Here is a 24,763-nt window from a genome sequence, read left to right as displayed (position 1 = left end):
GAGAATCGACCATGGCAGGTGAAGTACAGGACCAAAGCATTTGGCCGTTGCCGAAGTTTTATTTTTCCGTGGACATCGGCGACCAGCAGAATCTGGCGTTTCAGGAAGTCACGGGCCTGGAGACGGAAAAGCAGGTCATCGAATATCGCGCTGGCAACAGCAAGCAGTTCTCCACGGTGAAGATGCCGGGCATCGGCAAGGTTGGCAACGTGACCTTGAAGAAGGGCATTTTCGTCAAGGACAACAAGTTCTGGGACTGGTTCTCGCAGATCAAGATGAACGTGATCAAGCGCGTGCCGGTGGTGATCAAGCTGCTCGACGAACAGGGGGGGACGACGATGGTGTGGACGCTGACGAACGCTTTTCCGGTCAAGATCACCGGCACCGACCTGAAGTCCGACGGCAACGAGGTGGCGGTGGAGACGCTGGAGCTCGCCCATGAAGGCCTGACCATCGAGAACAAGTGAGCGGCGACCCGTGAGCTATTACCCGCCGACAGGTTTCTATTTCAAGGTGCAGATCGCGGGGGCATCGTCGGAGGACGATGCCGCCTTCACCGAGGTCTCGGGTCTGGACATGGAAATCGAGGTAGAGGAAATCAAGGAAGGCGGGGAGAACGGCTTCACCCACCGCCTTCCCGGCCGCGTCAAGTACAGCAACCTCGTACTCAAGCGCGGCATCCTGGTCAAAGGCTCGCAGTTCGCGCAGTGGTGCCAGTCGACGCTGCGAACCGGGCCGGGCGGCAGGCTCACCTGCAAGGACCTTGACGTGTTCCTGCTCGACGAGAATGGCAACCCGCTCTTGACGTGGAGCTGCTCGAGGGCTTGGCCAGTGAAGTGGAGTGTGGGAGCGTTCGATTCCACCCGTAACGAGGTGGCGGTGGAAACGCTGGAATTCGCCTACCGGCAGTTAAAGCGCAGATGAATCATGCCTTTGGAAATTCATGAGTTGGTCATACGCGTCACCGTGGCGGAGCCGGAAGCGCCTGCGCCGGACTGGGAATCCTTGCAGCGCCGCTTGAAAGCCGAGTTGCTGGAGGCGTGCCAGGAGGAGATCCAGGCGCAGTTGCAGCGAGTGGGTGAACGCTGAACACTGGTTTTGGCCAGCATTAGAGAGTAATGACACATGGTCCCGCAAAAGCTCACCCTGACCGCGTACAGCGACGAAAAATTCACCAGCAAGGTTGGCAGCTATACCCTGCAGATCAATCCGGAAAGCTACACGCACAATCATTCTGCGAGCTACAACCTGGCGCAGAGCACCGACACTGCCGGCAGCACCACCAAATACAGCTCGATCGAGCCGGAAACTGTCTCGTTCAGCTTCTACCTGGATGGCACTGGCGTCGTCAGCGACCTGAAGCTCGGCAGTTCGATCAAATCCTTCAAGCAACTGGCTTACCAGTACAACGGCAACATCCATAGCCCGAACTATCTGCTGCTGGTGTGGGGCACCCTGTCGTTCAAGTGCAGGATGACGAGGCTCGATATCGAGTACACGTTGTTCGATCCGGACGGCATTCCGCTGCGCGCGAAGTTGACGCCGAGCTTCCAGCAGTTCGTGTCGGCGGACGATCTCGCCAAGCTCAGCGGCAAGAACTCGCCCGACATGACTCACCTGCGCTACGCGGGCGCAGGCGACACCTTGCCGCTGATGTGCCAACGCATCTACGGCGACAGCCGCCACTATCTGATGGTGGCCAACTACAACGGCCTGAGCCAGTTCCGCAACCTGCAGGCGGGACAACCCATCGTCTTTCCTCCCCTGTCCGCATCATGAACGTCTCGCCGCTGGCAGGCAAAACCGATCTGGTGGCCGTAACCGTTCTCGTCGACGGCAACGCTATTCCCGACACTTATCAGGTGAGCACCGTCAAGGTTGTACGCGAGGTCAATCGCATCGGCACTGCGCGCATCACGCTCACCGATGGCGACGCGAGCACCGGCACGTTCGCAATCAGCGAAGCGGCCACCTTCGTGCCGGGCGCCAAGGTCGAGATCAAGATGGACTATCACAATCAGGCTGTGTCGGTGTTCAAAGGCATCGTCGTCAAGCACGGCATTCGCGTACGCGAGCACGGCGCCGCGCAGCTGTTCGTGACTTGCAGTGACAGTGCGATCAGGATGACGGTTGGGCGCAAGAGCACTATCTACCAGGACACGACCGACGAGTCGGTGCTCAAGACCCTGATCCAGGGCCATCGGCTTACCGCTGACGTTGAATCAACGAACGTCACCTACAAGGAACTGGTGCGCTACTACAGCACTGACTGGGACTTCATGGTGAGCCGCGCAGAAGTCAACGGCAAGCTCGTGCTGGTGGATGACGCCAGGGTCACCGTGTGCTCGCCAGCGGTGGCCGAGGAATGCGGGCTGATCGTGAAGTACGGTGATTCGCTCAAGGTTCTGGAAGCGGAGATCGATGCGCGCAACCAATATACGCAGGTCAGCACGACCGCATGGGACATCGACGAGCAGAAGGTGCTGACCGTCAACAGCGCAGACCCGACCATCAACGACCAGGGCAACCTCGATGGCAGCACGCTCGCGGGGGTGCTCGCCGCAGGCACGTTCGAGCTGAACTCACCCGCGCCGCTCGCCAATGATGATCTCCAGCAATGGGCCGATGCCCAGTTGCTCAAGTCGCGGCTCGCGCGGATTCGCGGCACAGTGACGTTCCAGGGCAACAGCAAGGCTGTGCCGGGCAAGACTATCCAGCTAGCCGGTCTCGGCGCGCGCTTCAATGGCCAGGCGTTCGTCGCCCGCGTGACGCACACTGTGGAGCACGGCAACTGGCTCACGGAAGTGGGCTTTGGCCTGTCTCCGCGCTGGTTCGTCGAAGAACAGAGCGATATCGAGGCGCCCGCCGCCGCCGGTCTGTTGCCCGGTATCAATGGATTGCAGATTGGAACGGTCAAGAAAATCGACGCCGATCCGCTGACGTTGACGCGCGTGCAACTCGACCTGCCACTGATCGACAGCGCGGGCAAGGGCATCTGGGCGCGCCTTGGCACGCCCTACGCCTCCGATGGCGCCGGGATCCAGTTCATGCCGGAGATTGGCGACGAGGTGATGGTGGGTTTCGTCAATGGCGACCCGCGTTTTCCGGTGGTGCTCGGCAGTCTCTACAGCAGCAAGCACACGCCGCCGTACACGCCAGACCAGCCGAACACGAACAAGGGCATCGTTACCAAAGGCAAGCTCAAGATCACGCTGCAGGATGCCGACAAGATCGTCACCATCGAGACACCTGGCGGCCAGAAGGTGGTGTTGAGCGACAACGGTTCGTCGATCAATATCAGCGATTCCAATCAGAACAGCGTCAAGATGACGTCGAGCGGCATTGCGCTTAGCAGCCCGAAGGATATTTCGATCAAGGCCACCGGCTCGGTCAGCATCGAGGGCACGGGGAGCGGGGTCACCATCAAGTCGTCGCTCAGCGTGCACAGCGAGGCGCCTGCCATCAGCGCCGACGCATCGGCTACCCTCAAGCTGAACGGCAACGCTGCCGCGGAGCTGACGTCATCGGCCCTGGTGGCGGTGAACGGCGGCGTGGTCACGATCAACTGAAGGAGACGTTTCATGCTGCCAGCCGCACGCCTTCTGGATATGCACGTATGCCCCATGCTGACGCCGGCCTTCCCGGTGCCGATTCCACACGTAGGCGGCCCGGTGACCGGACCGTGCGTGCCGACCGTGCTAATCGGCGGCATGCCGGCGGCCGTCGTGGGCGACGCGCTCGTCTGCATCGGACCGCCGGACGCCATTGTCAAAGGGTCCACCACGGTGTTCATCGGCGGGCGGCCCGCTGCGCGGGTGGGTGATACCTGCGCGCATGGCGGCACGATCACTGTGGGGTGTCCGACGGTGCTGATAGGAGGCTGACCCGGCATGGCTAGCGCAGACGACAAGGCATTCCTCGGGCGCGGATGGCAATTTCCGCCCAGTTTCGACAAGGCCGGTGCGGGCGTTCTGATGGCCGAGGCGGAAGCCGACATCCACCAGAGCCTGATGGTGTTGTTTAGTACCGTGCCCGGTGAGCGGGTGATGCTTCCCGACTATGGCTGTCCGCTGCACCTGCATGTGTTTGACGCGATGGACCAGTACAACCTGACCTTGCTACAGAGCCTGATCTCGGATGCGGTGCTGCGCTACGAGCCGCGCATCCTGCTGGAAGAGGTCGACTTCGACCTGAGCCGGGCGATGGACGGCCTGCTGCGCATCACGCTGACGTATCTGATCCGCCAGACCAACACGCGCAGCAACATGGTGTTTCCGTTCTACCGGTCCGAAGGAACCAATGTCCGCACTATCGCTTGACGGAAAGCCAGCGTGAACGGCACGACACAAGCCAGCCGCGGTCTCGCCGCGCTGTCTCCGGACAGCGCGCCGGTGGACGCTCGCACGCTCGCCCAGCAGCTCGAATTCGTTCAGCAGGTGGCGCGCCTCGTGAGCTATGTCGGGCTTGACGGCAAGCCCGATGGCGACTGGCGGCCGTTTTTCGCCAACGACCTGAGCTTCCTGCTGGCGCGCATCGTGAGCTTCGACGGCGACCAGGTGCTCGCGGGCGTGCGCAGCGCAGTGCATGGCGAGCCGCAGCCACGGCACCGCGACCACCGGCTGCTGTTGCAGCTGTTCGGCCTGTTCCGCCAGGTGAGCGAATGGGCGCTCGGCCTCAAGCACATCGGCACGCCGCTCGAACTGGGCACATCTGCGGGGCTGACTCTGGAACGCCTGATCGGGCAGCAACTGGCGCCTTTGTGCCAGATGGTCGCGAAGCGCACGGCGTGGGGGCGCGAGTGGCAGACAATGAGGCAGCGCTTGCTGCATCCGTACCCCGGCGACGATCAGCAGTACCTGAACTCGCTCTGGAGCACGCCGTTGCAGCCGGACGGCACCGCCGATGCCGGGTCCGACCTGAACACCGTCATCAAATCGTTCGTGCTCGGCGTCGAAGCTGCGTTGCCGGCCATGCGGGCACATTTCGCCGATTCGCTGACGAAGACGTTTGGCCACCAGCCGCAGTCCGCGCTGATGATCGCCTTTCTGCGTTTGCTTCGGCATGCGAAGGACGATGCCAATGCGATCACCGGGAAGCATCTGGCGTTCTATTACCGCGACATCCTGCAATTGCACGAACGGTCCGCCGTAGCCGACCGCGGGTTCGTCAGCCTGCGGCCGACACCCGCCAGCACCGGCAGCCTCGTACCGGCCGGCACGTGTTTGAGCGCCGGCAAGCTGCCGGACGGCCAGGACCTTGTCTACGCCGTGGACAGCGACCTGGTGGTCAATCAGGACACGCTCGGCGAGCTCAAGACCGTCTACGCGGAGCAGGCGCCGCTGCCGGGGCTGACCTACGTTCCGCGCCTTTATGCGGCGCCGCGCGCCAATTCCGAGGACGGTCTGGGGACGCCGCTCACCCAGCCAGCGCAAGGCTGGCCTTCGTTCGGCCGCGACTGGAGTGGCAATTCGCGCGCCAATCCGGGCGGTGGCTCGCCGCTGCTGGACAGCGCGCCGCTTGCGCAGACCGGCTTACTCATCACGTCGCCGATGCTGCTACTGCGCGGCGGCCGGCGTATCCTGCGCGTGCGTTTCCAGTTCGACCCCAAGCCAGCCTCCATCCCGCGCTCCCCGCTGGGGCTGCCGGCGGGCGCTGCGGCGGCTGAGCCGCGCGCGTTCGCCGACGTGGCCCAGGCCTATCGCGACGTGCTGGAGCAGACCTATGCCAGCTTTGCGGGACGTTCGCCAGGCGCGATGGCACAGGTGGCGATGACTGAAGCCTGTGACGTATCCATCACCACGGCGAAGGGCTGGCAGCCCGTCGAGCAGGTGACGGTGCGCGCCAATCTGGAGCAGTGCTGGGTCGAGCTGATGCTGCTGCTGCCGGCGATCTTCCCGGCTGTGGAGCCAGGTCCTCCCGCGCCGCTGGAAGCTGGTGGCGCATCGCCGTGGCCGCGTCTGAAGCTGATGCTCAAGCCGGCTGCGCGTGTGTATCCCTACGCGTTCGTCCAGCAGTTGCTGCTGACGGGCATTACCTTGCGCGTCGCGGTGACCGGGCTGACGCCGTCGGGCATGACGACGACCCAGGGGCCCGCCGACGCGAGCGCGCCGTTTGCGCCGTTTGGGAAATGGCCTATCCGCGGCAGCTATCTGGAGCTGGCGGACGCCGAGCTGGCGAGCAAGCCGATCGTGCGCGCCGCGCTGCAGGTGGATTGGTTCAACCTGCCAAAAGCGCCGCAGGATCTTGCGTCGTACTACACCGGCTATGCCGTGCCGCGGCTCGCAAACAATGCGTTTCGCGCCGCATTCCAGGTGAGGCGCGCAGGACGCTGGAGCGAGGCGGGCAGCAGCCGGCCGCTGTTCACCGCGACCGACGACGAAAAGGCCGGCTTGCATACGCCACTTCGCTTCGCCGTCTCCGGGGTGGCGGGCAACGTCGCGCCGTGCGCGCTGGAGTCCATCCGCATGGAGCTGGCCGCGCCGGATGGCGGGTTCGGTCAACAACTCTATCCGCGTCTTCTGGCCGAAGCGTCGATGAATGCTGCGCTGGCGATCAGCGCCCGGGCGCTGGCCGAGGCGCAGAGTAAGCCCGTCGATGCGCTGCCGGTGCTGCCCAGGCAGCCCGAGCCGCCGTTCGTGCCGCTAGCTAAGAGCGTCGCCATCGACTACGTCGCCAGCCAGCAGTTGCCGGCCCAGTTGGCTCCCGACGCCGTCTCGGACCCGGTGCCGTGCTTTTACCAGCTTGGCCCATTCGGTTACGCTGCGGCTGCGCCGCGCGGGACCTTGCTGCTGGACGGCGTCCTGCGCGCCGGGCAGCTCTACATCGGCCTGCGCAGCGTAGTGCCGGGGCAGCTCATTTCGCTGTTGTTCGGGATGGGTGAGGCGGCCACACCGGGACTCGCGACCGGGCCTGACGGTCCCTCGTCCGGCCTCGCGCCTGCGGCCGTGGACTGGTACTACCTGCAGGACAACCAGTGGCAGCGCTTCTGCCGCCGCGATGTGCGGGACGGCACCGCCGGCTTCACGCAAAGCGGCATTGTGCGCCTGCTGACGAGCGGCACGCAGCCCAGCTGTGACACTACGCTGTTGCCGGCCGGGCTGTTCTGGCTCGCCGCTGCGGTGGACGATCCGCAGATGCGCGCCCGTACCACGCAGGTCTTCACGCAGGCGGCCGCGGTCACGCAGGTGCTGAACGAGGCGCGGCCGGAAGCGGGCAGGGCGCTGCCCGCTGGCTCCATCAAGGACTTCGTGCGCAAGCCGCCCGGCATTCAGGCGGTGATTCAACCGCTACCCACCCTCGGCGGACAGGCGGCGGAGTCGCCAGATAAGTTCCGCATTCGCGTCAGCGAGCGGTTGCGCCACAAGCAGCGCGCGCTAAGCGCGCAGGACTTCGAGCAGATCGCACTGGACAGCTTTCCGGCGCTGCTGCAGGCCACCTGCTTGCGGCCCGGCGCCGAACGCACGAGCGGCTATGCCTGCGCGCGCGTGCCGGCGGGCACGGTCAGGCTGGTGGTGGTGCCGTGTCCGCCTCTGGGCAGCAACCATCCGCCGCGGCCTGGGGTGGCGGACCGGGCTCTCGTTGAGATTCGCAAGGCGTTGCTGCAAAAGAGTGCCGTGACCCTGAGCAATCTGTTGGTCCTCAGCCCCGCCTACGAAGAGATCAAGGTGGTGCTGCAAGTCAAACTGCAGGACGGCCTGGATGCCGCGTATTACCTGCAGGCGCTCAGCGATACGATCGCCGCCTGGCTCGCACCGTGGCGCGTCGACAGCGCTGTGCCGCTCGCCATCGGCGGTGGCGAGCAGCGGATGAGCGACCTGTATGTATTCGTCGCCGATCAGGCAAGCGTCGCTGGCGTGGTGTCGCTGAAAGCCCTGCATACGTACGAACGCGACGGCGTGCGTGCCGCGCGCTGGTTCGGCATGGACGACGTCTTGATGCCCTCGTGCCCCTGGGGCGTGCTGGTGTCGGCGCCGCGCCACGCGATCCGCGCGGATGGCGAGCGTTACGGCATTGGCAGCATGGCGATCGGCGAAGACCTGATGCTTCAGCCCGCCCCGCAGCCGGTCGCGGTGAGTCAGCTCCGTGCGCCGCCCGGACGGCAATATGCCTTGCGTCTGCCGCTCGGCCTGCTGGAACGGCAACCCGATGTTTTCCCTTCAGACACCGATGATTAAGAAACCTGAAGACCTCAAGAGCGTGTTCCTGAACGGCGCGATCCCCACGCAGATGGACTTCGCCGATCTGATCGACTCGTTCGTTCCGAAGGATGAACTATCGGATGCTGATCTGGGGGCGTTGCGCGAGCTCATCGCCTGGTGGCGAAGCGGCAATGCGCGCACTGGCGCGCCTGGGGACGCCGCGTCCGGCACCGGCAGCAACCCCGGGACTGGCGCGCCGTTGACACCTGTTGAACCGCTCGTACCCGTTCAACCGCTCGTGCCCGTCGAACCGCCCGCACCCGCTATACCGCCTGCACCCGTTGTGCCTGCTGCTCCCGGCATCGGCGCCACACCTGCCGGCGCCCCGTCTTCCGGCACGGCGACAAGCTGCGTGGTGCCAGCGGACGGCAAATGGCATCCGTTGCCGATCACCGACAAGACCGTCGGTACCTGGGCCTGCACAGCGGCCACCGTGAATGCGCGCCCCGGTTACCGGATCGTCAACAACGCGATCGCCGTGATTGGCACTCAGTTGTCGGCGCGGCGTCTGGTGCAGAGCGTCGACCGGGACAGCCTGATTCCGTGGCACACCCTCCAGTTCAAATGGCTGCCGGAGACCGGCTCCACGTTTCAGCTCAACGTGCGTGCACGCAGCGCCTTTGGTTCAGACACCGCTGGCAAGGCGATGCAGATCCAGTGCCGCTGGTCACATCAGGACTAAGCGATGGCCGATACGCCGCTGGTGCAGGATTTTCCGGCCTCGCTTCCTCCAGGTCTGGACTTCGCCGCTTTGCTGGCGGAGGCTATCGCCTACGCGCAGGACACGTCGGGCGACGACTGGACCGACTATAACGAGCACGATCCCGGCCTCACCATAGCCGAGCAGCTGTGCTATGCGCTGACCGATCTCGGCTTGAGAGGCCAGTACGAGATGACGGATCTGCTGGCGGACAAGCGTGGCGCCATCGCCCGCGACACGCTGTTCACCGGCGACCGGATCCTGACGTGCGCGCCGCTTACGGCCAACGATTACCGCAAGCTTGTCTACGACCGCGTAAGCGGCCTGAAGAATTTGTGGCTGGAGCCGGTGCCGGGGATGCCCGGCTTGTACAGCGCCTGGATCGAGCGATTCCGCTGGGGCGACCGCGACAAGCTCGTCGCCCAGGTGAGCGACATCCTGTGCGCCAATCGCACGCTGTGCGAGGACATCGTCAGCGTGGACGTGCTCAAGTGGAAGCAGCTTGAGCTTGGAGGGGTGCTTACTCTGGCGCCTGGCGCCGATCCCGACGAAGTCATGGGCATGGTGCTGTTCGACCTCGACTGGAAACTGCTGCCGGCACCCGTGACCAGCGCCATCGACGAGCGAATCGCCGCTGGTGAGCCGTTGGAGCAAATCTACGAAGGCCCGCGGATCGAGCTTGGAACCGTAGAGGACACCTCGCTGGTTGAGCGCCCGACCACCGTGCATCTCTCGCAGGTCGCCAGCGTTGTGCAGGGCGTGCGCGGGGTGAGCCTGTTAACCGGCCTGCACTTCGTGAATGTCGACGGCGACGTGGATGGTGACGTGCTGAGATTGGACGATCACGCGGTGCCTTTCGTGGACATTCCGCCGCAGGGCGGCCCGTGGCCGTTCGAGCTGCGCGATTCGTCCGGTGCGCGCGTGCTGCCCAATGCCGAGCGCGTGGGCCGCGTGTTTCACCAGCGCTTCATGGACGAGCGTGCGCGCGAAAGCGCGGCGATTCGATCCACCGATAGCCTGAGCTATCGCCGCTTGCCAAGCGGACGCTACCTGGACATCGGGCGCTATCACTCGATCCAGCATCAGTTTCCGGTCACCTATGGGCTCAGCCACTACGGCATCGCAGAAGATTTCCAGTGGCAGGCCGCCGACGTGGAACCGGGCATCACTCCGCCCCGCAGCGGCCCCGCAGCGGCCAGGCGCTCGGCACAGGTCAAGCAGCTGCGCGCCTATCTGATGCTGTTCGAGCAGGTGCTCGCCAACGCTTTCGCGCAACTCGCCAACGCGCGCTGGCTGTTTTCACTGCGTCCGCCCGAGGTGCGCAGCTATTTCACGCAGTCGCTGGCCGATGATCGCGAGGCCGATTTCCCCAATCCTGCTGCAATCGCCGAGCTACTGCGCGATTTGCGGAGCGAGGAACGGCAGCAGCACGGGCATCGCGCGGTCAGTCTGCGCATCTCGCACCTCGACCGGCCGGCGTTGCGCGCGCGCTGGCCCGGTACGCTGGCCGAGCGGCAGTCGCGTCTGAACGAGGTGCTGGCGTATGGCAGCCGTGCGCGCTATTACCATCGCCGGCAGACGAATGGCGGCGAATGGTTTTTTGTACTGCTAAATGTTCACGGCATGGAAATCGCCGAAGGCGAGCTGCGGGTCGGCACGCTGGACGAGCTTGAGCGCGAGCTGCTCGAAGTCGTCCGTTTGATCGCGCGCGTGCGCATCGAACCCTCGGCGCACGCGCACCACGTACGGATAGAGCCGCACCATACGGACAAGGAGCAAGAGACGGAGCCGAGCGTCGCGCAAAGCTACCTCGCCCACCTCGAACGGCTGATGGCGCAGTTCGACCCCTATCCGCAGCGCCGCAACGACTTCCTCAACCATCTGCTGGCGCGCTTCAACGAGCGCTTCGAGGACGAACTGCTACAGCATTTCGATCCGCGGCAGGCCGCCGACAGCCGCTTCCTGGCGGAGCTGGCCAGTTGCAAGAGCAGCTTCCTGATGGCGTATCCGTTCGCCAGTGGCCGGCGCGCATGCGGTTTCGACTACAGCCGGAAACTCGCCAGGCCCATGCCGTTCGGCTCGGGGCTGGAGCACCGGTTGTACAGTCTGCTCGGCATCGGCGGCCGGCAGCGTTTCGCCCGCTATCCGCAGTCGCGGGAGGCACTCACCACGCGCCATCCCGGCTACGATTTTTATCGAGATGGGAAGGCGACGAACGGCACAAGTGAGCAAGAGGAGGAGCCGGCACTCGTCTTCGAGAGTCGCCACCCTGGCCTCTTCGCCCATCTGCTCCGGTCCGGCACCGATCTCGCGCGCTACCGGATCAGGCGGGAACCGGGCGAGTGGGGGCGGATGCTGGTTTTCCTGTCGCCTGGCGGGACCGAGCACCGGCTGTTTCGCGATGACGACCCGAAGCGCCTGGCGGCGCTACGCAACCGCCTTGTTGCGTGGTTGCAGCCGGACGGCGCGGCCTGGCAACACCTGTTCGACGGCGAGGGCCTGTATGTGGTCGAGCACATCCTGCTTCGGTCGCTGACGCAGCCTCTCGCGCAGGACGACGGCTTTCACGCGTGCAGGATCAGCGTGTTGCTGCCTGACTGGCCGGTGCGCTTTCAGAGCGACGAATTCAAGCGTTTCGCGCAGCGGCTGGTGAACGAAAACTGTCCGGCCCACGTGCAGGCGGATTGCTACTGGCTCAACTTCGAGGAGATGAAACGCTTCGAGGATCGATATGCTCTCTGGGCGCGCGCGAAGTACCTGGAATCGCAGGATGGCAACGAGGCATTCGGCGCGGTGGTGGATGAACTCTCCGACGACTTGCGCCAGATGCTTCAGGGTCTGGCGCAGCGGAACGGATTGTCATGAAGGCTCACGCTGCCCACAGTGTGAAGACGCTGCGGCTCGACGTGCAGCTGCGTTCCGGCACAGGCCGTGCCCACGAGCGCGGCAAGGCCATTCAGCAACGGCTGGGCGACTATTGCCGCGAGCAGCTTGAGCAAGCCTTGCAGCCTTGTTTCGACGAGGCCGCTGGTGATGCGCGCGTCTACCAGATTCGGCGCATCGAGCTGGATCTAGGGCAAATCCCGCCGGGGCGGCTGGAAGCCGAGCTGGGCGAGCGCCTCAGGAGCGCGCTGCGCGACCAGTTGCGCCGGCTCGGCTTGCCGCGGCCCGCGCGGGCACTCGCGGTGGATGCCGGACAGGAGGCGGAGTCCGCGTACTGGCAGGCGCTGCGTGCCTGGCTGGAGAGCGGCACAGTAACGAACGATCACGAGCCGGCCGGCTTGTTGCAGAAGGCGATGTTGCACGAGCCTGCACGCCTCGCCCGGATGCTGCGCGACGCAAGCCGTCTTGCCGAATTGAGCGGGCGTCTTGTCACGGCGTTGCCAGAACCAGTCGTCGAGGCGCTGGTGGGCGTGCTGGAGCCGGGCGACACCGCATACATCGTCGGCTATGTGCGCCAACTGCGCCACATCCCGCATGCCGAAGCGCAACCGCGTCTCGACCGCCCCGGCTTCGGCACGGCGCTGTGGACACTCATCCTGAACTACCTGCTCGATTCGCGCGGCTCGGAATTCAACCGGCGAGCCTTTGTTAGCGCGACCTTGAGCGGGATGGCGTCGCGCTACCAGCTTGACTTCGACGCGTTGCTGATCCAGCTGACCCAGGCCGTCGAACGGGTGCGCAGCCGCGAGGGCCGCTCCGGCGGCTTGCTGGACACCCTTTACGCGTTGCGGTTGCCGCCAGATCCGGCGCAGTCCAAACCGGGCGTGACCGTGATCGAGCCTGGCGAGCGCCAGTTGCAAAGGTTGACGGCGTTGCTGCAAGGCCGTGCAGATCGCTTCGACGTGCAAGCCCTTGGTGTTCTGGAGGTGCGCCTGGCCGAGCTTGCGAAGCAGCAACCGGCGGCGCTCCAGGCGGCTTTGCGTGCGGCGCTGCGTACGGGGGATGCACGACGGCGCTTGCTGCGAGGCTTGTCGCCGCAAGGCCGACGCCGGCTATGGCAGTGGCTCGCCCCGGCGCAATCGCGGCGTATCGGACGGCTGCTCGGCTGGCTTCGACACGAATTGCAAAGTGCCGGCGATGTGCAACTGGAGCTGTGTCTTGACGAAGCCGCGCTCGGCTACTGGACGATCGCTCCGGCGGCGCTCCAGCCTGCGGCGTTTGCCCGCGGCGTGTTGACCCGTTATGCCGACGCGCAGCCAATGCCGGCTCGTGTGCTGTTGCATGGGATCGACGCTGGCGATGTTTCGTTCGGCGCGGCGGCAAGGCATTCAGACGAGCCGGATCCGCCGCCGACTGCCGAACGTCTGCAGCATTGGCTCAGGATTGGAATCTGGCGTCCGGCTGACGGTCTGCTGCTGCACGAATGGCTGGACCGTGTGCCGGAGCGCGTCGTCGCGGACGTGGCACTTGCCGTCGGCCCTGTTGCGGCGGTGCGCATCGTTCGGGAGACGGCACCGGCCTGGCGCGAGCGGCTACTGCGCCTGCTCGCCGGCGAGCGCGCCGATGCACTGTTCCGGCTGCGTGCCAGCCTGCCAGCGGCGGCACGGCGACTGCGTCTGCCGGAACACGAGCTACTGCGCCAGGCGGACCTCGCGTGGCTAACGTCGCTGCTCGATGCGGCCGCTGTGGTGAGGGAGCCATCCGAATGGGTGGTGCCGCTCGCTGAGGCATTGTCGCTGCACACGCTGCGTGACTACCGCGAAGTGCGCGCCCTGGTTGAGGGAGGCGGCGCTGTCTTTGGCCGGCAGCCGGAGTTCGGCGAGATACGGCCACACTCGCTCAAACGGGCCGCAACGTCGCGCCGCATGACGGCTCTGCTGCCTTCGCGCGGGCCACGAAGCGCCCGCCACCGCGTGCGTTCGACGCAAGCGGAGGGGCGCGGCGACCAAACCGGGCTGGCGCACCTGATCGCACTTTTCGCGAACGGCACGCCGCCCCCTTGGGACAGTCCGGCCCAGCATCCGCAACGCAGCTTCCAGCGGCTGCTGGCGAATCAACCGGAAGCGCTGCTGGACGCATTGCGCAAGGCTCTGCTGCGTCCAGGCGCGTCCGCGCGTCTGCTGCGCTGGCTCCCGGTGCCGGCGCTGCGTCAGTTGGTGCTGACCTTGAATCCCGGCATGGGTGGCCTCGTGCTGAGCTGGCTCCATGCTGGCAGCGCGCTTGCAGATAGCTGCGCGCTGACCGGCGCGCAACGCCGCCAGGCCGGCAACGTGCATTGGGAGGTGGCGCTGAGCCTTCTGTTGCGTCCGCATGGCGAGGGCGTTGCGGCGACCAGCTTTCTCGACGAAGCCGCGGGACAGGCTGCGCACCGGCTGCGGCTTGCGCCGGCGCGCTACCGGCAGGACCTGCTTGCGGTGGCGAGCCGGGGCGCCGGGCGCGACGCACGTTATGCCGTACTGGCGGAGTTGCTCGGCGGCGAAGGCGTCGCGGACTTTCTGCCCGAACACGTTCCTGAGCCTGCAGCCAATCTGACTGTGCGCTACCTGCGCAATCAACGCGACCGGGCGCACATTGCCGAACCGGCCAGCCGCGACCACACCGTGCTCGCCGCGCTGGAAGACCTCCTGCGCTACGGCCACTCGCTGACGCACGTCGCGCGCGCGGAGTTCGCCGTGCTTGGCGCTGCGCTGGCGGGTTGGCCGGCTGCGCGCCGCCGCCTGTGGCGGCGTTTTTTCCAGCAAGCGCTCAAGGAACCGTTGCAGCGCCGCCGCCTGGCGAGCCTGCTGCCGTCGGCGCTACTGCTGCGCCTGTTGCCCCTGTGGCTGACGTCGGCGCAAGTCGGGATCGTTACGCCTTTGCTCGAACGCTTCGCGACCCTCGCCGTCCCTCCCGCGCAGCGGCGCTCCCACGCGCAGACGCTCGCCTGGGAGGCGTTGCTAGAGCGGGTCGCGGATGGCGGACGGGGCAGCCACTGGTCAGTGACACAATTCCTGACGACGCTCGCGGAGCTCGCGGCCCGGCAATACGAACTGGCGCCGCTGCCGCTTCTGGCGGCCCTGGAGCGCAGCCTGCCCGGTTCGGCGACCGGCGCGCGCGAGGAGGTGCGCAAGGCGCGCCGCATGGCTGTCGTCGAGACCTTTCCTACGCCACCGTCACGACCTGTGCCTTTCGTCGATCCCCGCAAGCAGGCATTGCCGGACGACGAACCGTTGTATGTCTCGAACGCCGGGCTGGTGCTGCTCTGGCCGTTCTTCACGCGCTATTTCGAGATTCTGGGCCTGGTGGACAAAGGCGCTTTCGTAGACGAGGCTGCGCGCAGCAGCGCCGTCTATCTGCTGCAATACCTCGCCAGCGGCAACCACGACGCGCCGGAGCACATGCTGGCCCTCAACAAGCTGCTGTGCGGCATGCCCTTCGAGCAAGCGCCTGAATTTGTGGCTCCGCCTTCGGTGGAAGCCATGCGCATCGGACGCGATCTGCTCCACGTCGTCACACAGCGCTGGGACAAGCTCAGGCACACGTCGGTGGAGGGCCTTCAGCAAACCTTCCTGATGCGCGAGGGGCGCCTGTTGTGCCAGCTGGACATGGCGACGCTGACAATCCCCCAGAAAACCGTGGATATCCTGCTGGACAGCCTGACCGCGTGGAGCTTCACCACGATCCGGCTGCCCTGGATGCCGCAGCCGTTGTTCGTCAACTGGAGATGACCGCCATGCACGCACAGGCGAACGCGCTCGAACTGGAGCTAATGTGGCTGGACAAGATCGTTTCCGCCGCCATGAAGTTGTATTTCGGGCAGGAATCCGACATCGAGCATATCCGGCAGTTGCCGCCCCCGGTGCTGCCCGTCGATTCGCCCTATACGCGCGCCGTGGCCGAATGGTCGCTGAACGATGAGGAGCGCCTCGTGCTGATTCTCGCTCTCGCGCCCCACGTGCGTCCGCAGGTGCTGGACCCGTTCCTGATTCACAACGCCAACCTCCAACAGCCCTTCAGCGAGTTCGGGGGACACACGGGCGCGCAACATCGTGGCTTCTGGCCGACGGCGGAGACAGCGGCCTTTGTCCTTGCCGGCGACAACCTGCGCGATCGCGTGGCGGTCCATCGCCTGTTCGCCGCGGACGCGCCGCTGCGCCGCCTCGGCATCCTGGCGTGGGACGACGCACGGCCAGCGGAGGGAGCGGCGACGATCCGCGCCCAGCTCGGCCAGCCGCTGCAGATCGGCCGCGAATGCCTGAGCCTGCTCACCACTGGCGAGCGCTTCCAGCCGAGCTACGGCGGCGAATTTCCGGCGCAGCGCATCAGCACGAAGCTGAGCTGGTCCGACCTCGTCCTGCCTGCGCACGTGCGCGACGACGTCGCGGAGATTCGCGCGTGGATCGAGCACCGTGGCACGCTGATGGACGACTGGGGGCTGGCCCGCCAGATCAAGCCTGGGTTCCGCTCACTTTTCTATGGCCCGCCTGGCACCGGCAAGACGCTCACCGCTACGCTGCTCGGCAAGAGTACAGGCCTCGACGTCTACCGTGTGGACTTATCGCTCGTCGTCTCCAAGTACATCGGCGAAACCGAGAAAAATCTGTCGCGGGTCTTCGACCATGCCGAGCGCCAGAACTGGATCCTGTTTTTCGACGAGGCCGACGCCCTGTTCGGAAAGCGCGGCAGTGGCTCGGGAGCCAACGAGCGCTACGCGAACCAGGAAGTCGCCTATCTGCTGCAGCGGGTGGAGGATTTTCCAGGCGTGGTGATTCTGGCGAGCAACCTCAAGGGCAATATCGACGAAGCGTTCGCGCGCCGTTTCCAGTCGATGATCCATTTCCCGCTGCCGGACGTCGCGGAGCGCCTGCGTTTGTGGCAGGGCGCATTCGCGCCGCCGTGCCAGGTCGGCCCCGGCTGCGATTTTGGCGCGCTCGCCGGGCAATATGAGCTGTCGGGCGGCTCCATCGTCAACGTGCTGCGCTATGCGGCGCTGACGGCGGTGCGACGCGGCCAGCCGCACATCGACGTCGACGACATCCGCCAGGGCATCCGGCGCGAGCTTCGTAAAGACGGACGTGTCAGCATCTAGGAATAAAAACGGCCATGATCGATAAGACTCTCGGTTTCCTGCTGGACGAACTGAACGGCTACCTCAGCCTGCACCTGCAAAGCCACGAGAAGGTGGCTGTGCTGTCCAGCCTCGCCAACGCGGACGGCTCGCCGGTCCACGGGCTCAACGGCAAGCTGATCCTCACGCTCGTCAACATCGGCAAGGAGGCGGCGGCGCCCGCGCTCGGCGTGCCGGTCCGCTCCGAAGGCGGCGGCTATGTCCGTAACGCCGCGCCGCTCAATCTGAACCTGTACATCATGGTGTCGGCGTCGTTCGGCAGCTATATGGATTCGCTGGGCATGCTAAGCCGTGCGCTCGGTTTTTTCCAGGGCCGCCCGAGCTTCGATGCACAAAGCTGCGCGGGCCGCTTCCCGCCGAACCTCGATAAGCTTTCGGCTGAGCTTGTGAGCATCAGCACGCAGGAGATGAATAACCTGTGGGGCATCCTGGGAGCCAAGTACCTGCCGTCGGCCGTCTTCAAGCTGCGCATGATCACGCTGCAACAAGGTTGGGCCGACGCGATGGTGCCGGAAGTCAGCAAGCCGGAAGTTAATGTGGCACGCCGCGAATGACTCCGCTCTTCACCATTCAGTGCCGGCACGACTATTTCGCCGATGGCGTATGCCGGGCCTTGAGCCTCGTACCGACGCAGCGTAGCGCGGCGCTGCTGGCGCGCTATCGATTGCTGTTCCGGCCGCTGCCCGGCGGCGGGAGCATCTACTACGAGGACGGCGCGAGCCCTCTCGCACAATTCTCCGAAAGCGCGCCGCTGGCGTTCTGGCTGATCGGTCGCGACCCGGCGCTTAACGACTATACCGACGTCGCCGCGAAGGGCAGCACGGGTCTCTTCTACTTCGACAATCTGCACTGCAAGCCGAAATCCAGCAGCAAGCTGGCGAGCGGACCGCTCACCGCGCCACGCCTGTCGGCGTACCCACCACGTTTCAGCCTGCCGGTCGACCCTGCGCGCCGGGCGGCACGACTCGATCTGCTCGGCCAGTTGTCGGGCGGAGCGCCACCGGTCTGGCAAGCGCAAAGTCCTGACGCGACACTCTCAGCCTTGCCGCTCGATTTCAGCGCGCTTGACGAAGGCCGCTACCGGTTGAACGTGGATGGCGCCCACACGCTCGACTTCTGGCTGGGCAAGCCGCCCTCGAATGCCTGGGGTGTCGCGGCGATCTACCCAGGGGGGCTGCTGCTGGCGGATAGCGTGCCGGCAGCAGCGCGCACCATCGACGGCAAAGGCGAGGTCAACCTAAAAACCTACAGCATCGAGCTTGCTGCAAGAAGCGTGCGTTGGCGCTATCACCTGATTGGCCAAAGCGGCATGAACCTCGCGGACTACCAGTTGCTGGCAACGCGCACGACAGGCGAGACGGTGCATTTCGAGGGCGCGCCGGGAGACACCGTCGACGGGCGGCCCAGTTACTGCTTCACCGCGAGCGATCCGCTGCCGCTTGCCGAGCGGCCGGGCGACAAGGTCAGCGTGCAACTGGCGTCGCTGCCACAAGCGCGCACGCAACTGAGCGTGAATCTGGCTTACCCGCGGATGGGGAACGTCGGCGGTGCTCAAGGCAGTGCACAAAACAGGCAGCAATTTGCCGATATATTCGTGTATCTCTAGGACACCATCCGCGGAATCAGAGGAGAGACGTCATGCCGGAACACAGTTCAAGGATGTACCTACCCGCCGTCCAGGCCGCGGAGCCGCACACGCATGCCCGATCGATGGCAAGCGAGCGGCACCAGGGCCTTGTGCAGTTGGCGGCCGACATCGCGGCGAGCCCGCGCGCAGTTGCGCAACGTGCGCAGCTGGCGCAACTCAAGGGGCAAGGTGTTGTGCAGCGGGTTAGTGACGAAGACGTCAAAAGCGAGGCGCAGAAATGCGAGGACGCAACGCGCAAGTACATCCCCCTATACAGCCGTAACTGGAAGAGTAAGAACAACGCCACCAGGCTGCGAATTTTCGCGACTGTGCATGAAAAGGAGCCTGTTTGGGATGGGATGCGTGACCATGTGATGCAAGGCGAGTACAACGGGCATCCTGCGGGATATCACAGCAAGTTTCTGGGCGGCGCGAGCAAAACTGAGGCGACGGGCGTGAAGCAACCGGCGGGTGTCGGCGGCACGCGGCCATACAAGCAATGGATCAAGAAACGCGGGCAGGTCGCGAACAACAATCTCAAGATTTCAACCTTCTTTCCGGATAACTGGTCGGAGGACAAAATCCGTGCTTGCGTGCTGCTCAGCAGTCTCGGGGAGGATCACCAGTTGATTGACCAGTTGCAACTGGTCGAGTCCGGTGATGCCACGGTTTATCCCGCCACCAAACATCGCGATCCGCAGAAGCCGCAATAAGGAGAGGCATCGTGTACGAACGCAGCGCAGTGCTCCAATCCGCAGAGGGCAAGGCAGCGGAGCGTGATTCCCCGGCAAGGTCGATGTCGAGTGAGCGCCATGTCGCGCTGACGCAGTTTGCCGCCGACATTGCCGCCAGCCCGCGAATGGCGGCGCAGCGCAGACAGATCGGCAGCTTGCCGGTGCGGACGCCGGGCAAGAAAGAGAAAGTGCCGGTCCAGGGCAAGTTCGATGCGGCGGCACGACTGGGCACGCCGGAGAAAACGCCCGTGCAGAGGGCGGGGCAAGGCGAAGGTGTCCCGCACGAAACGCCGTTGCAGAGAAAGGCGGACCGCCAGGCGCACGGAGGTGGTCTGCCCGCACAGTTGAAGCATGGCATCGAGCGCTTATCCGGCTATTCGATGGACGACGTCAAAGTGCATTACAACTCGTCCCAGCCTGCACAACTGCAGGCGCATGCCTACGCGCAAGGTTCTGATATCCATATAGCGCCCGGCCAGGAGCGCCACCTGGCGCATGAAGCCTGGCATGTCGTGCAGCAAAAGCAGGGGCGGGTGCGGCCCACGATGCAGATGAAGGATGGAGTTCCGGTTAATGATGACATGGGGCTGGAACATGAGGCCGATGTAATGGGTGCAAGGGTGGTGCAGACTATGGGTGCGCAAAGCACAAGACCTGACTCCGCTTCCTGGATTCCGATGAATACGGTGCAGGCGAGGAAGGCGCAGATTTTTGGGGGGGCGGGGCGCGGGCATCATACGATGCAATTCGCGCGGCTGAATATTCGAGCGGACGGAACGATCAGCGGCGTGTCGAATTTCCCCTCTAGGCCGCCATCCAATGTGCGCGGCACTCAAGGGCAACATTTTACTGCATATGTCGTATTCGAAGACACCATCCTGGCCAAGGTAAAGGATCGCGCGCCCGGAGACGCGGTGATCGCATTAAAGGGCTATTTGGACGAAATACTTACCCTTCCGGGTATGCAGCAGAGCAACGTCAAAAATTTGACCGATGCGATTAAATACTGGAGTGATCAACTAGAAAAACTATCAAAAGTAAAGGCCATCAATCCAAAAACCATAGGCGATATCATCGATTACATCCTCTGCATTCGGAACATGGTGCCGGGAACCGCGCGGCGTGGGAAAGGCGGAGGGCACGATGAGGCAGGTTCCTCGGGCAGGCTCGAACTCGTAGAGACGACGCTTAGAAGAGGTGAATGGGAGAACACGTGGGTTGCAGCCACTATTGCGGATCAGTGCCGCGCTCTCGTGTGGCAGCTCCTGGATTACCAGCCGGCGGACCCCACTGATGACCAAGAAGAAGCGGCTATCGCCAAGGTCATCATTACGCACTTTAAGTCGATTGTCAGCGCCTATCCTAACTTAGATGCGTGGCTGAATCATCGTGGAGCTTATTACACGTCCTATTTGGAAGCACACCGTAACAATGCCGGAATGCCGCTCTTGAAAGTGGGACAGCCTCAATTAACCCGAATTTTCGAGCTGGTCGGCGCGGGCATGTAACGTGCCCCTATGTGACTCGTCAAGCGGTAGGGGCGGAATTCGGTTTGTAGAGGGGGCGCCTCGACGATTTCGGTAGCCAAGCTCTTGCCCATGCGAGGTGCGTGTTTGGTGAGGCGGTTGGCGAGTGTTTTCTCGCTGACTGAGGCGAGCTCGGCGGGTGACGGGTATCGCTCAAGCAGGTCAAGCACGGCCGGATGGTAGAGGTGCGGCCCTAGGACCCGTTCCAGCGCCGGATGGATCTGGGTGAGCAGACCTCGAATGCGGTTGCTGGTCTGCGTGATCTGGGCCGCGAGATCGTCGTCGAAGCCGCACAGCATGGTGAGTTCGCGAGTGGTTCGTCAGCCAGCCGGAAGTGAGCGCAGCGTATGCAGCGTTGGGCGCGCGGCTGCAATGATGGCAGCATCGCGGGCATCAGTCTTGGCTTCATGAGCGTGCAGGTCAGCGATGCGGCGCATAGCCAGACCCGGTAGATACGCGGCCAGAACACTTTCATCACGGGCGACTGCCACGGGCGACGCGCCGATGGTCGCGGGTTGATCGACGACGAACGGGAGCTGGCCGTGCGTCTTGAGTTCGGTGATAAGGGCGCGCAGCTTGGCTTCGTCATTGGGCAGCAACTTGTTGTAAAGGCGCTTTCCTCGGCGATCTAAGGGGACAGCGTGATGGTGGCCTTTGCCGACATCGACGCCGACGAATACATCGACAGAGCTAAGTTGTTGGTTTTCTTGCATCGAAGGCTTTGCTGGTTGAACTGTTTGGCATGGAACATCGGTGGCAAGTCTCGGCATCCACGTTTTCGCGCCGCGCGCGAGCGGGACCAACTGGCGCCGGATACGATCGAGTACGCTACGCGCGGATTTCCTGTCGCCCAGTGCCGAAGGCAGGTAGCGCTCGACGGCTGGACGCACGGCGACACCCGCATACCAGGCGCGTAACAAGCGCGAATTCAGCAGTATCGGGAAAGCCGGACGAATCGTGTTCGCCTGGACGGGACGGGACGGAGCGGGCAGCGGGGTGTGACGCGTTTTCATACAACGTAGTTCACTCAATAAATCGATGCATTATGATAAGAAGGATTATCTAAATAGCCGTATCATGTGGTGCTTTTTTGGGAAAAACTTCAGCTGCTCACGCAAGCAAAGTTGTATCTATCGGTCTGGGCGACCTGGAGATTTTGACGGGCGCGATCCTGAACCGATACTGCAGCAGGGCGGCGCATCGCCGATGCGCCTTCTGATGTCCTGATTTAGCGGTTGGGTTTTCTGTTGGCTGGAAGATGCCATCATCGACTCCGACGGACGCGAATGACCGACAGTGTCAACAGGGAGAGGAGAATGGGCACGTTGTCTCTGACGGTCGAGTTATCCTTCAGGCGCCAAAACCGGCGGCATACATTGGAGTGGAAACGATCGGTCGTCGAACAGACATTTGAACCCGGTGCCGCAGTCGCCCGTGAGAACAACATCGACGCCAACCCGGTGCGCATGGCGCTTCGACCGCGAGCCCGCTATGCAGATGTAATCCCGCTGCTGGTTGCGGCCAAAGTCGTCGGGTGGAAACTTGAACTCTACAACTTCCCGGATATCCGATTGCACCGGTGGTTGCGACGGGGCGTCCACGATCACGACGTCCGGTCGGCGCAAGTTGCCATTTCCCGCCATGTACTTTTTCCGGCCACCTGCATTCGCTGAGGTGATGCGCGCCTGGGTAACATTGAACTCTGACGCGCATCGACAGATGTAATCGAAGTCACCATCGGCCAATGTATGATGGATCAGCGATCGAGCCTCAATCGCATGAAGCCGAGGTGCTTAGGCAGTGTGGGCAACGGGCACGTTTTCGGCGTATGAGCCGGCGATACCACTGATGGCGCCCAGCGCTTCCACACTGAAGGTCGTAACTATTGCGCCAATGAGACTTAAACATGTCCACCGTGAAGACACATTATCTGGACCTGCCTGTTGCACTGGAGTCAGGTCACCAACTCGAGATCGCACATCAGCGGTTCGATGTAGGCATGCTGCCCGCTCATCAGCAGCTCAGCGCATGGTGCGATCGAATGATCGGTGTCGTCGACCTGCTAACAACGCGCGATAGACGTGGACAGCCGTTTCGCGGCCGGATCGACCGCTATGCCGTGGGCGAATTCCTTTTCGCGGACTGCTACACGGATCCCATCACGCAGGACCGCACGATCGCGAGAATTTCCAGGGACGACGCTCGCAGCATCGTGTTCCACATATTCTTCGACCGCGCGCCCGACAACGAGCTGATCTACGCCGGCAAAAAGCGCACTGACCCGGCGCTCGAAGGCGGCATCTTCGCCATCGACCTCGACCAGCCGATGCAGTTCAGGCGAGCCGCTTGCCGACACGTGACGATTTTCGTTCCAGGCCTGTTGCTGTGCGACGTGTTTCCGGACCCATCGGCGCTACATGGGCGCATGCTCTCGCCCCTCCTGCCGGTCGTGCGCTTTCTCTCGGATAGAGTCATGTCGCTCGCTGCGCAGATCCGCCACATGGCTGCAGGTGATGTGCACCGCGTACTGCGGGAACTGGTACTGCTGATCGCGGATGCGTTCGCTGATCAGGCGGGGTTGAAAGGCAGCAAGCCATCGCTTGGACGTGCGATCGCATTCGATCAGGCGCGGCGCTACGTACGCGAGAACCTGCATGATGACAGCCTCTCGCCCGACAGCGTCGTGGAATCGCTGGGTCTTTCCAGGCCAACGGTGTATCGACTTTTTGAGCATGACGGCGGCCTCGCTGCGTACATCAGACACGTCCGCTTGCGCGCTGCCGCCCGCGAACTGGTCGCGTGGCCGGAATTGCCTGTCAAGGACGTCGCGTATGCCCACGGCTTCACGAGCGCGTCCGACTTCACACGTGCCTTTAGACGCGCCTATGGTATGGCACCTCAGGACGTGCGGGTGCATCACCAGGCCGGGTATCTCTTGCCCACGGGGGCGTAATGGCTACAAATGACCGCCGTCCTGTGCGAGTCCGGTCCCAGTGCCGACCCGGCTCGCACAGGACGACCGAATGTGCGTCGAACATGGCGTCGAGCACGTCGCCTTTGGATTCGGCGCTAATTGAAGGAGGAGTTCATGGGCGATCACTGTACTTTTCTTGTCAACACCAGGATTTCACGGGGCGAGGCGCCGGCGGCTGCGCTTGGAATTTACAGGCAACTCGTCGAGGGCGGCGTTATCGTTCCCGGGCTCAAGGAAAAGATTTCGATTGCCGGCCAACCGTTCGCGATCCGGCAAGACTATAAGGGGTTTGACGTCCTGTACCGATGGTCCGACGAACAATCCAGAAGGACCTGGCCAGATCTCGTCTTTCATCACGGCGTGAACGCGATCGAGATTGAAGTCACTGGCTACGTGTGGCATAGCGGCCTCAACGGCGAGCCGGAACTTCGCCCTGCCGCCGATGGAGAATATCTGGGCGGACTGTTCTTCGAAATGGAGGGGGGCTTCAGCCTGAATTGCCCCTGCTGTGGCGATATGGTCAGTCTCGGCCAAGGCGGGGACCAGGACGACGCACTGACTGATGCACTCAACTCATGGTGTGTCGACCCAGAGTCAGCGCGCCTTCGCTGTTACGCCTGCAACGAAGAACGTTCCTTGCGAGACTGGAGATCCGAAGATCAGCAGTTCGCAGTAGGCCATCTTGCAATCACTTTCTGGGACGAGCATCTTCTAGCCCTTGCACAAGCGCCCGATCTGGACGTTTCCCGGTTTTTCAGGGGGCTGGCCGGGGGAACGACGGACGCTGATCCCGCTGTGGTATTCCGGAATATTTAGCATGGCATCGCTGTGAAAATACAGCCATTCGCGCCATAAGGCTGAATAGCTCAATAAATGCACCAAGCCGGACTGCATATGATCGCGTAACTGAAGCTGCTCGCCAACGATTCGGCGAGCCGTGTCCCGATGAATCGT

Annotated in this window: 19 protein-coding genes and 1 pseudogene; 19 read left to right on the top strand and 1 reads right to left on the bottom strand. The window is 63.7% G+C overall.

Features of this window, described 5'->3' with window-relative positions:
• Window positions 1-11 precede the first annotated feature (11 nt).
• Genes U5782_RS12375 through U5782_RS12300 form a run of 16 tightly spaced genes read left to right on the top strand, consistent with a single transcriptional unit; the run spans window position 12 to window position 20,817 of the window.
• The gene (locus tag U5782_RS12375; protein WP_322044107.1) at window positions 12-467 is read left to right on the top strand and encodes a phage tail protein; all 456 of its coding nucleotides are present in this window, start codon (window positions 12-14) and stop codon (window positions 465-467) included.
• Between the two features lie 10 nt (window positions 468-477).
• On the top strand, window positions 478-924 hold the full coding sequence (locus U5782_RS12370) for a phage tail protein (protein WP_322044106.1): 447 nt from the start codon (window positions 478-480) through the stop codon (window positions 922-924).
• Between the two features lie 3 nt (window positions 925-927).
• Complete coding sequence (locus tag U5782_RS12365) at window positions 928-1,089, top strand: DUF5908 family protein (protein ID WP_322044105.1); 162 nt, start codon at window positions 928-930, stop codon at window positions 1,087-1,089.
• A gap of 36 nt (window positions 1,090-1,125) precedes the next feature.
• Window positions 1,126-1,779, top strand: a complete 654-nt coding sequence (locus tag U5782_RS12360; RefSeq protein ID WP_322044104.1) for a hypothetical protein — start codon at window positions 1,126-1,128, stop codon at window positions 1,777-1,779.
• Window positions 1,776-3,569, top strand: a complete 1,794-nt coding sequence (gene vgrG, locus U5782_RS12355) for a type VI secretion system tip protein VgrG (protein WP_322044103.1) — start codon at window positions 1,776-1,778, stop codon at window positions 3,567-3,569. The genes U5782_RS12360 and vgrG overlap by 4 nt, the downstream gene beginning before the upstream one ends.
• 12 nt (window positions 3,570-3,581) lie before the next feature.
• Window positions 3,582-3,884, top strand: a complete 303-nt coding sequence (locus U5782_RS12350) for a PAAR domain-containing protein (RefSeq protein WP_322044102.1) — start codon at window positions 3,582-3,584, stop codon at window positions 3,882-3,884.
• A 6-nt stretch (window positions 3,885-3,890) separates the two neighbouring features.
• Complete coding sequence (locus tag U5782_RS12345) at window positions 3,891-4,319, top strand: GPW/gp25 family protein (protein WP_322044101.1); 429 nt, start codon at window positions 3,891-3,893, stop codon at window positions 4,317-4,319.
• Between the two features lie 12 nt (window positions 4,320-4,331).
• Window positions 4,332-8,174, top strand: a complete 3,843-nt coding sequence (locus U5782_RS12340; protein WP_322044100.1) for a baseplate J/gp47 family protein — start codon at window positions 4,332-4,334, stop codon at window positions 8,172-8,174.
• On the top strand, window positions 8,146-8,880 hold the full coding sequence (locus U5782_RS12335; RefSeq protein ID WP_322044099.1) for a hypothetical protein: 735 nt from the start codon (window positions 8,146-8,148) through the stop codon (window positions 8,878-8,880). The genes U5782_RS12340 and U5782_RS12335 overlap by 29 nt, the downstream gene beginning before the upstream one ends.
• A 3-nt stretch (window positions 8,881-8,883) precedes the next feature.
• Window positions 8,884-11,763, top strand: coding sequence for a hypothetical protein (locus U5782_RS12330; RefSeq protein WP_322044098.1), 2,880 nt, complete (start codon window positions 8,884-8,886; stop codon window positions 11,761-11,763).
• Entirely contained in the window at window positions 11,760-15,548 is a 3,789-nt protein-coding gene (locus U5782_RS12325) for a contractile injection system tape measure protein (RefSeq protein WP_322044097.1), read from the top strand. Before U5782_RS12330 ends, U5782_RS12325 begins: the two co-directional genes overlap by 4 nt.
• 5 nt (window positions 15,549-15,553) lie before the next feature.
• On the top strand, window positions 15,554-16,909 hold the full coding sequence (locus tag U5782_RS12320; protein ID WP_322044096.1) for an ATP-binding protein: 1,356 nt from the start codon (window positions 15,554-15,556) through the stop codon (window positions 16,907-16,909).
• A 14-nt stretch (window positions 16,910-16,923) separates the two neighbouring features.
• A complete protein-coding gene (locus U5782_RS12315) occupies window positions 16,924-17,502 on the top strand; it encodes a DUF4255 domain-containing protein (protein ID WP_322044095.1) in 579 nt (192 codons plus the stop codon).
• Window positions 17,499-18,554: a hypothetical protein gene (locus U5782_RS12310; RefSeq protein WP_322044094.1), complete on the top strand. Its 1,056-nt coding sequence runs from the start codon at window positions 17,499-17,501 to the stop codon at window positions 18,552-18,554. The genes U5782_RS12315 and U5782_RS12310 overlap by 4 nt, the downstream gene beginning before the upstream one ends.
• A gap of 32 nt (window positions 18,555-18,586) precedes the next feature.
• Window positions 18,587-19,288: an EndoU domain-containing protein gene (locus U5782_RS12305; protein ID WP_322044093.1), complete on the top strand. Its 702-nt coding sequence runs from the start codon at window positions 18,587-18,589 to the stop codon at window positions 19,286-19,288.
• 11 nt (window positions 19,289-19,299) lie between these two features.
• Window positions 19,300-20,817 carry a DUF4157 domain-containing protein gene (locus tag U5782_RS12300; protein ID WP_322044092.1) on the top strand — a complete coding sequence of 506 codons (1,518 nt, stop codon included), beginning with the start codon at window positions 19,300-19,302 and terminating at the stop codon, window positions 20,815-20,817.
• A 41-nt stretch (window positions 20,818-20,858) separates the two neighbouring features.
• Here the strand turns inward: U5782_RS12300 and U5782_RS12295 are convergent.
• Window positions 20,859-21,548, bottom strand: a pseudogene (locus tag U5782_RS12295) (IS110 family transposase); the annotation flags it as partial.
• Window positions 21,549-22,151: 603 nt separating this feature from the next.
• On the opposite strand from U5782_RS12295, the gene U5782_RS41620 reads away from it, so the two are divergent.
• From U5782_RS41620 to U5782_RS12280, 3 genes are all read left to right on the top strand, one after another.
• A complete protein-coding gene (locus U5782_RS41620) occupies window positions 22,152-22,508 on the top strand; it encodes a hypothetical protein (protein ID WP_415914309.1) in 357 nt (118 codons plus the stop codon).
• Window positions 22,509-22,741: 233 nt separating this feature from the next.
• Window positions 22,742-23,788 (top strand): AraC family transcriptional regulator, encoded by a 1,047-nt coding sequence (locus U5782_RS12285; RefSeq protein WP_322044091.1) that lies wholly within the window; start codon window positions 22,742-22,744, stop codon window positions 23,786-23,788.
• A 135-nt stretch (window positions 23,789-23,923) separates the two neighbouring features.
• The gene (locus U5782_RS12280) at window positions 23,924-24,625 is read left to right on the top strand and encodes a hypothetical protein (RefSeq protein ID WP_322044090.1); all 702 of its coding nucleotides are present in this window, start codon (window positions 23,924-23,926) and stop codon (window positions 24,623-24,625) included.
• Window positions 24,626-24,763 lie beyond the last annotated feature (138 nt).

Origin of the sequence: Paraburkholderia sp. J67, assembly GCF_905220265.1 — a bacterium.
Classification (GTDB): domain Bacteria; phylum Pseudomonadota; class Gammaproteobacteria; order Burkholderiales; family Burkholderiaceae; genus Paraburkholderia.
This window is presented reverse-complemented; position numbering and strand designations above follow the sequence as displayed.